This window comes from Pseudomonas sp. S44, assembly GCF_016624805.1.
Lineage (GTDB): Bacteria > Pseudomonadota > Gammaproteobacteria > Pseudomonadales > Pseudomonadaceae > Aquipseudomonas > Aquipseudomonas machongensis.
Genome location: NZ_JACVTY010000002.1, coordinates 213,999 through 219,998 on the forward strand (window position 1 = coordinate 213,999; position 6,000 = coordinate 219,998).

At 62.6% G+C, this 6,000-nt stretch carries 7 protein-coding genes; 1 reads left to right on the forward strand and 6 read right to left on the reverse strand.

Annotated elements, in window-relative coordinates:
* Nucleotides 1-318: 318 nt before the first annotated feature.
* The 4 genes from IAE40_RS04155 to IAE40_RS04170 form a co-directional block, all read right to left on the reverse strand.
* Nucleotides 319-666: a hypothetical protein gene (locus tag IAE40_RS04155; protein WP_054895589.1), complete on the reverse strand. Its 348-nt coding sequence runs from the start codon at nucleotides 664-666 to the stop codon at nucleotides 319-321.
* Nucleotides 667-749: 83 nt separating this feature from the next.
* On the reverse strand, nucleotides 750-1,772 hold the full coding sequence (gene uvsE / locus IAE40_RS04160; RefSeq protein ID WP_200602722.1) for a UV DNA damage repair endonuclease UvsE: 1,023 nt from the start codon (nucleotides 1,770-1,772) through the stop codon (nucleotides 750-752).
* 64 nt (nucleotides 1,773-1,836) lie between these two features.
* Entirely contained in the window at nucleotides 1,837-3,411 is a 1,575-nt protein-coding gene (locus IAE40_RS04165; protein ID WP_197891125.1) for a sensor domain-containing diguanylate cyclase, read from the reverse strand.
* Nucleotides 3,412-3,502: 91 nt separating this feature from the next.
* Nucleotides 3,503-3,982 (reverse strand): hypothetical protein, encoded by a 480-nt coding sequence (locus tag IAE40_RS04170; RefSeq protein WP_200602723.1) that lies wholly within the window; start codon nucleotides 3,980-3,982, stop codon nucleotides 3,503-3,505.
* A gap of 178 nt (nucleotides 3,983-4,160) precedes the next feature.
* Here IAE40_RS04170 and IAE40_RS04175 point away from each other — a divergent pair, with 178 nt between their 5' ends.
* Nucleotides 4,161-4,499 carry a hypothetical protein gene (locus IAE40_RS04175; protein WP_153773844.1) on the forward strand — a complete coding sequence of 113 codons (339 nt, stop codon included), beginning with the start codon at nucleotides 4,161-4,163 and terminating at the stop codon, nucleotides 4,497-4,499.
* A gap of 18 nt (nucleotides 4,500-4,517) precedes the next feature.
* Here IAE40_RS04175 and IAE40_RS04180 read toward each other — a convergent pair whose 3' ends face one another.
* Together IAE40_RS04180 and IAE40_RS04185 are read right to left on the reverse strand one after the other, a co-directional pair.
* Entirely contained in the window at nucleotides 4,518-4,673 is a 156-nt protein-coding gene (locus tag IAE40_RS04180; protein WP_153773843.1) for a hypothetical protein, read from the reverse strand.
* 54 nt (nucleotides 4,674-4,727) lie between these two features.
* Nucleotides 4,728-5,879: a DUF1624 domain-containing protein gene (locus tag IAE40_RS04185; RefSeq protein ID WP_200602724.1), complete on the reverse strand. Its 1,152-nt coding sequence runs from the start codon at nucleotides 5,877-5,879 to the stop codon at nucleotides 4,728-4,730.
* Nucleotides 5,880-6,000 lie beyond the last annotated feature (121 nt).

The window sequence follows — 6,000 nt, forward strand, 5'->3', positions numbered from 1 at the left end:
GCCGCGCGAGGCGCGAAATCAGGTGCTCGGCACGCAACAAGGGCGAAGGGATAGCTGCAATGCAGGCATGGCGCGACGCTCTTTGTTGTTTTTGGGCGAGCAGTGCTGGCGGTCGCCAGTCGTGAGGATTTTTATCAGGCCGGCGTGGGGAGGCAGTAGGGAGAAGAAATCAAGAGGGTATGAGGGCAGGTCATAGCTGTGCAGCGGGCCTTGTACGAGCCATTGCCTTGAAGACCAGCGCAGGCCATTGGAGCTCCCACATGAGCTCCACATGGATTGCGCTGGTTTGCGGTTTTCGAGCCGCAGGCGGCGAAAGCGCTAGCTGCCGCTGCCGCCCGATCCGGAACCTCCAGATCCACCGGAACCCCCTCCGCCGATGCCGCCGCCGGTACCGCCACTGGTCGAGCCGCTGCGAGTGCCGTCGCCGCCAGTGCCATTGGTATCGTTGCGATCGGTTCCACCGCTGCCGGAGCCCATGCCGTCACCCGGCGTGCCGGAGCCACTGCCGGTGCCAGTGCCACTGCCGTTGTCCTGCATGGTGCCGCTGCCGTGGGGCTGTTGACCCGGTGCGCGCTGGTCGTTCATGTCGGTGGCTGCCAGGGCCAATGGGGCGGCCGTGGCCAGACACAGTGCGAAGAGACTTGCGTGTATGCGTTTGCCGATCATGGTCGATCTCCTGTCCAAAGGTTTACCCTTGTTAAGGCTTTGGCGCAGTGTCGATGTGCGGATGGATCGACCGGAGGTCGCAGTCACTGGGGTGCTTGAATATAGCGCTCGAAGAAATCCAGCGTGGCCAGGTTCTTGTGCTTGGCCTCGAACATGATGTCGAAGCGCTCGATGAACTGCAGAGCATAGCGATTGGTCCAGTCGTTCCACATACGTTCGCTGTGCTGGTAAAGATCGCGCTTGCTGACCTGCTTGAGCAGCATGTTGATCGTCAGTTTTTCCCCGGCGCAAAAGCCCAGTTCCTGCAGGCGCTCGGGTGGTTGCGAGTAGTGCATGGTCGGCCGCACGCCGCGCCAGCTGTCGATGATCCGCGCAACCCGCGGGTCGTGCGGGTCGATGTAGTCATTTTCATGGATCCAGCAGTGATGGATGTCGAGCACCACAGGCGCAAGGTCGGCCAGGGCCAGGCAATCGTCCACGCCATAGGTCTTTTCGTCGTTCTCGAACGTGATGACATTACGCGCCTCCTGCGACAGTCGCGGCCAGACCGCGCGCACGCCCGCTGCACCCAGGCGACCGGCGATATGGATATTGCACTTGAAGTCCTGGAAGCGCCGGCCGTAGCCCATCATGCGGATCATGTCGGCGTGGTACTCGAACTCGGCCAGGCTGTTCTCGACCACTTCGGGGCGGTCCGAGCCGAGCACGCAGTACTGGCCAGGATGGAACGACAGTCGGATGTCGTGCGCTCGGGCGAAATCGCCGATGCGCGCGAAGCGTTGCTCCAGCATCGCCTGTACGGGTGGGTCGCGGTAGAAGGCGGCCACCTCGGGGTGGCTGTACAGCGGCAGCAGGTCGCTGGACAGGCGCATCATATGCAACATCGGCGGCAGCTCGGCCACATAGTCGAGCAGGCACAGTTGGGCATCGAGGTTGTGCTCCACCAGCTCCAGCAACTTGGCACGTGCCGCTTCCTGGGTCGCGCCAGACAGCCATCGCAGCGTGGTGGTGCGCGGATTGAAGGCGCGTTCGATGGCCTCCAGCGTCTTGATCGATTGGTCGCGGTGAGGATGGCGGTACTGGCAAGCGAAACCGAGGCGCGGCATGGGACATTTCCTGAAGGGGTACGGTCAGCTTGGACAGCGGCATGGCGGCAAGCGATCCGCGCGATCAGGCCTGGCTCGCTTCCACGCGGTTGCGGCCGCTGCGCTTGGCGACGTAGAGGGCGCGGTCGGCCTGGTTCAGGGCCAGCGCCGGATCTTGTTCGTCGCTTGCACAATGCGCGACCCCCAGCGAGATGGTCACCGTACCCACCGGGGCGATCGGTGTTTCGGCGACGATCCGGCGCAGGCGTTCGGCGACATTCATTGCCACGCCCAGGCTGGCACCGGGCAGCAGCATGAGGAACTCCTCGCCGCCGATGCGGCACAGCACATCGCCTTCGCGGCAACAGGTGCGCATCAGCTCGGCCAGCGAGCGCAGTACCTGGTCGCCGATGTCGTGGCCATGCTGGTCGTTGATTCGCTTGAAGTGATCGATATCCAGGACGATGACGCAGAAGCTGCGGTGATCGGCCTGCAGCAGCGACAAGCTCAGGTCCAGGTGGCGACGGTTGCCAAGGCCGGTGAGCGGGTCGGTCTGTACATCCCGGTTCAGGCGCCCGATGCGCTCCTGCAACAGGTTCAACCCGAACAGCAGGGCGCGCTTGAGCTCGGCGGCCTCGAAATACCAGGCACGCACGGCATGGATGCGCTCTTGGGTGTCGGCCTTGTCCAGGCTGCGGGCGCCGGCAGCCAGTTGCCAGAGTGGTCGGGTGATGGTCAGCGCGAGCCACCACAGGGCAAGGCCGCCGAGCAGGGCAAGCGGTACGGAAATGCCGACCACGTTGAGGATCAGCCGCTGCGACGGTTGCACGGTCTGTGCCAGCGGCTGCTGGGCGACGATGCCCCAGCCGCTGATCGGCACCGTGGCGAAGCCTGCGATCATTTCCTTGCCCAGGCTGTTGGTGAACTGTTGGGTGCCGCTGCGCTTTTGGTGCAATTGATTGATCAGCGGGTTGTCATTCACCACCGTGCCCACCCGTTCGGCGTCGGGATGATAGAGCAGGCGGCGGTTGTGATCGACCACGTAGAGGTAGGAGCCATCCTGATAGAAATGTTCGCCCAGCAGGCTGTTGAAGATGTTGTGCTGGCGCAGATAGAGGCTGCCGCCGACATAACCCAGGTAGCGCCCGTCCTTGGCGAAGATCGGCTGCGAGGCGACTACCACCAGGTTGTTGGCCTTGGAAATGAACGGCGTCGAGATCAGCGCCCGGCGCTCACGCAGCGCTTCCAGTGACCCCGGCGTTTCCAGGTGTTGTCCGAGCATGGTGCGCAGGGGCGCGGGCGAGATCGCCCGCAGGACACCTTCGCTGTCAACGAAGAAGGTGGAGTTGAAGGCATTGCTCTGGGCCAGCAGGCGTTCACTTTCGCGTTGCAGGCGGGCCGTGTCGTCAAGCGTCCCTCCGCTGGTGTCGGCACTGAACGCGAGCTGCTTGAGCGCGCCCTCCAGGAACAGTTCGGTGATCGAGGCCAGCTTGGCTGCATATACCAAGTTCGATTCCAGGGAGTGATCGATCAGCAATTGTCGCTGCACCCGATAGCTGGCGAAGTAGCTGGTCAGCAACATCACCACGGCGGTGAGTGTCGACAACAGGAGGATGAGCGTGCGCAGGTCCAGGCGCAGGCCTTTCTTGGCGTGTGGCAATCCGGAACTCACTGGGAAGTCGATTTGCGCAACATTACTCGGAATGCGTGCAGTCAGCTACGGGGCGAAACGAACGAGCCGCGAGCGGATTTCAATTGCCGGGTGCACTCAGCTCCGACAGTTCGTCTTCCACCTGCTGCATGCGTTCTTCAGCCAATGCCTGTACGTGTTTGTCCTGCGCTGTGGCGCGCATCAAACCGGTAAGTTTCTCGCTCAGGCGCTTGCCTTCCTCGCTCTCGCCCAGCTGCCGGGCTTTCTGCGGGTCCTGGGTGGCGGCAACGATGGTGTCGAACTCGGCATCGCTGAAGTTCTTCTCGCTGTAGAGCTTGAACAGGTCCTTGCGTTGGTCGTCGACGGTCAGGTGCTTGCGCAGCACGTCCTTGATCTTGTCCTGCGGCACCTGCGGGTGGGTCATCGCCAGCAGTTGGGCCATGCGCTCGATGTTGTGGTCGTAGGCTTCCTGCAGCGGCAGGTTGGCCAGGATCCGCTCTTCGCGGGTGGGTTTCTGGTCGCAGGCGGCGAGGGTGGCGAGCAACAGCAAGGGCAGCAGCAGTTTCGGCAGGCGAGGCATGGGGGTGGCTCTGGAGGTTCGAGGGAAGTGAGTTTACTGCAAGGCCCGCAGGCACGGCAGTGTGGGAAAGGTCGTGGGCAAGTGTCCTGCGCTGCCAGGTAGAGGCTCAACACCGCGTTTTTGACGTGGGGCCTGTTGCGCTCGGTTAATACGGGCCGTACCGACCAAGGAGACCTCCATGCATATCGATCACTTGATTAGTGGCATCGTGCCGGCGCTGCCCTTCGCTTCGTCCGAAGACGCCCAGGCGTTTCTATCGAACCTGGAAGCCGAGGATCAGATTGCCCTGATCTCGGCGCTGTACTTCGGCCGCTCGCATCTTCACAGCGATACCGTCAACGAAGACTACCTGCCCTACCTGCTTTCCGGTGACATGAACCGGTTCTGGGAACAGGGCAATGTTGCACCGAGCGACTTTGCCACCGTCCTTTATGAAAAGGGCAGCAACCTGGTCAGTTACTACGACGCGTTCATCCGCGCAACCGACGGATCGGGCTACGACCGTTCGAACTACTGAACCCTGGGTCGCCCGGGATCAGTCCTTCATCGGATTACGCAAGCGCACCCAGACGATCGCGGGCAAGGCCATCAGCAGCCATTTGAGGTACTGGTTCACGCCAAAGTGTTCGCAGAGCGTGCCGATGGCCGTGCAGAGCACGACCACCACCACGAACTGAATCATCCTGTTCATCTCGGGGTTTCCGTCGTTGGGAGCGGCGATGGTAAACGATTCGGGCGCTTTCGCTCACAGATACTTGAGCCAGCGAATGTCTCGGCGGCGGGCCTTGAATCCGGCGAACTGCCGCACTGGCCAGTACAGGGCGGCGGCCAGCAACGCTGCAACCAGCCACAGTGCGCCCACGCTATCGAAACCGAAGTACTCGCCCTGGTTGTGCCCGAACAGGCCGACGCTTGCCAGGTAGAGGGCTTTCAGCGCGTAAAGGTGCAGCAGGTAGAAGAACATCGGTGCACTGCCGAACACGGTCAGCACGCCGATCCAGCGTGCCTGGCCGGCGCGTTCGAAGGCACGCAGCAGCAACAGGCCGACACCCAGGGTCAGCAGCAGGAACAGCAGCGACGGCGGGTACTTGGTGATGTTGAACAGGCTCATCAGGGTCTGCGTCAGATCGGGGTAGAGCTGCCACTGGGCCTCGCCATAGCCGTTGAGCAGACGCAGCGCGACGAAACCCACCAGCGCAGCGCTACCGGCGAACAACAACTGACGCTGGCGCTTGGCGGTATCGCTGCCACGCGCGAACCATGGCCCCAATGCATAGCCCACTGCGATCACGCCGATCCAGGGCAGCAGTGGATAGGAGGTCCGCAGGCGCAGGTTCTGCGATACCTCGAGCCAGCCGCGATCATGCAGGATCGCCCAGGGTGCGTGCAGCAGCGTACCGGGAGCAAAGTGCAGGCCGTCGAGCAGGTTGTGGCCGGCGATGATGATTACACCCAGGGCCAACAGCAACGGGCGCGGCAGCCACACCAGCAGCGACAGGACGATCATGCTCAGGCCGATCGCCCAGATCACTTGCAGGTAGATCACGCTGGGCGGCAGCTGGAATGTCCAGGCGAAGTTGACCAGGGTGAACTCCAGCACCACCAGGAACAGCCCGCGCTTGAACAGGAACGCCGAGACATCGCCCAGGCCCTGGTGCTTTTCGCCGTAGAGCCAGGCGCTCAAGCCGGTCAGCATGACGAACACCGGGGCACACAGATGAGCGAGGGTGCGGCTCGCGAACAGCGCGGGTTCGGTGGCGTCGATGCTCATCGGGTCGCTGACCTGGCGATGCAGGAAGAAGGTTTCGCGCACGTGGTCCAACAGCATGATCAGGATGACCAGGCCGCGCAGGGCGTCGATGCTGTGCAGGCGGGAGGAGGGTGGGGTGGATGGCATGGGGCTTGAGGTGAAGTTGAGTTGAGTTTGGAATGTTATCTTATATCTCTGCTGTTGTGGTGATTTGCCGGGCCCTATCGCGGGACGAGCCCGCTCCCACAGGTTCTTTACTGATCCTGTG

What these genes read in the sequence shown, in the direction of transcription:
- IAE40_RS04180 (WP_153773843.1), bottom strand. Translation starts at nt 4,673, where the DNA reads ATGAACAGGATGATTCAGTTCGTGGTGGTGGTCGTGCTCTGCACGGCC.
- IAE40_RS04155 (WP_054895589.1), bottom strand. Translation starts at nt 666, where the DNA reads ATGATCGGCAAACGCATACACGCAAGTCTCTTCGCACTGTGTCTGGCC.
- IAE40_RS04170 (WP_200602723.1), bottom strand. Translation starts at nt 3,982, where the DNA reads ATGCCTCGCCTGCCGAAACTGCTGCTGCCCTTGCTGTTGCTCGCCACC.
- IAE40_RS04175 (WP_153773844.1), top strand. Translation starts at nt 4,161, where the DNA reads ATGCATATCGATCACTTGATTAGTGGCATCGTGCCGGCGCTGCCCTTC.
- uvsE (WP_200602722.1), bottom strand. Translation starts at nt 1,772, where the DNA reads ATGCCGCGCCTCGGTTTCGCTTGCCAGTACCGCCATCCTCACCGCGAC.
- IAE40_RS04185 (WP_200602724.1), bottom strand. Translation starts at nt 5,879, where the DNA reads ATGCCATCCACCCCACCCTCCTCCCGCCTGCACAGCATCGACGCCCTG.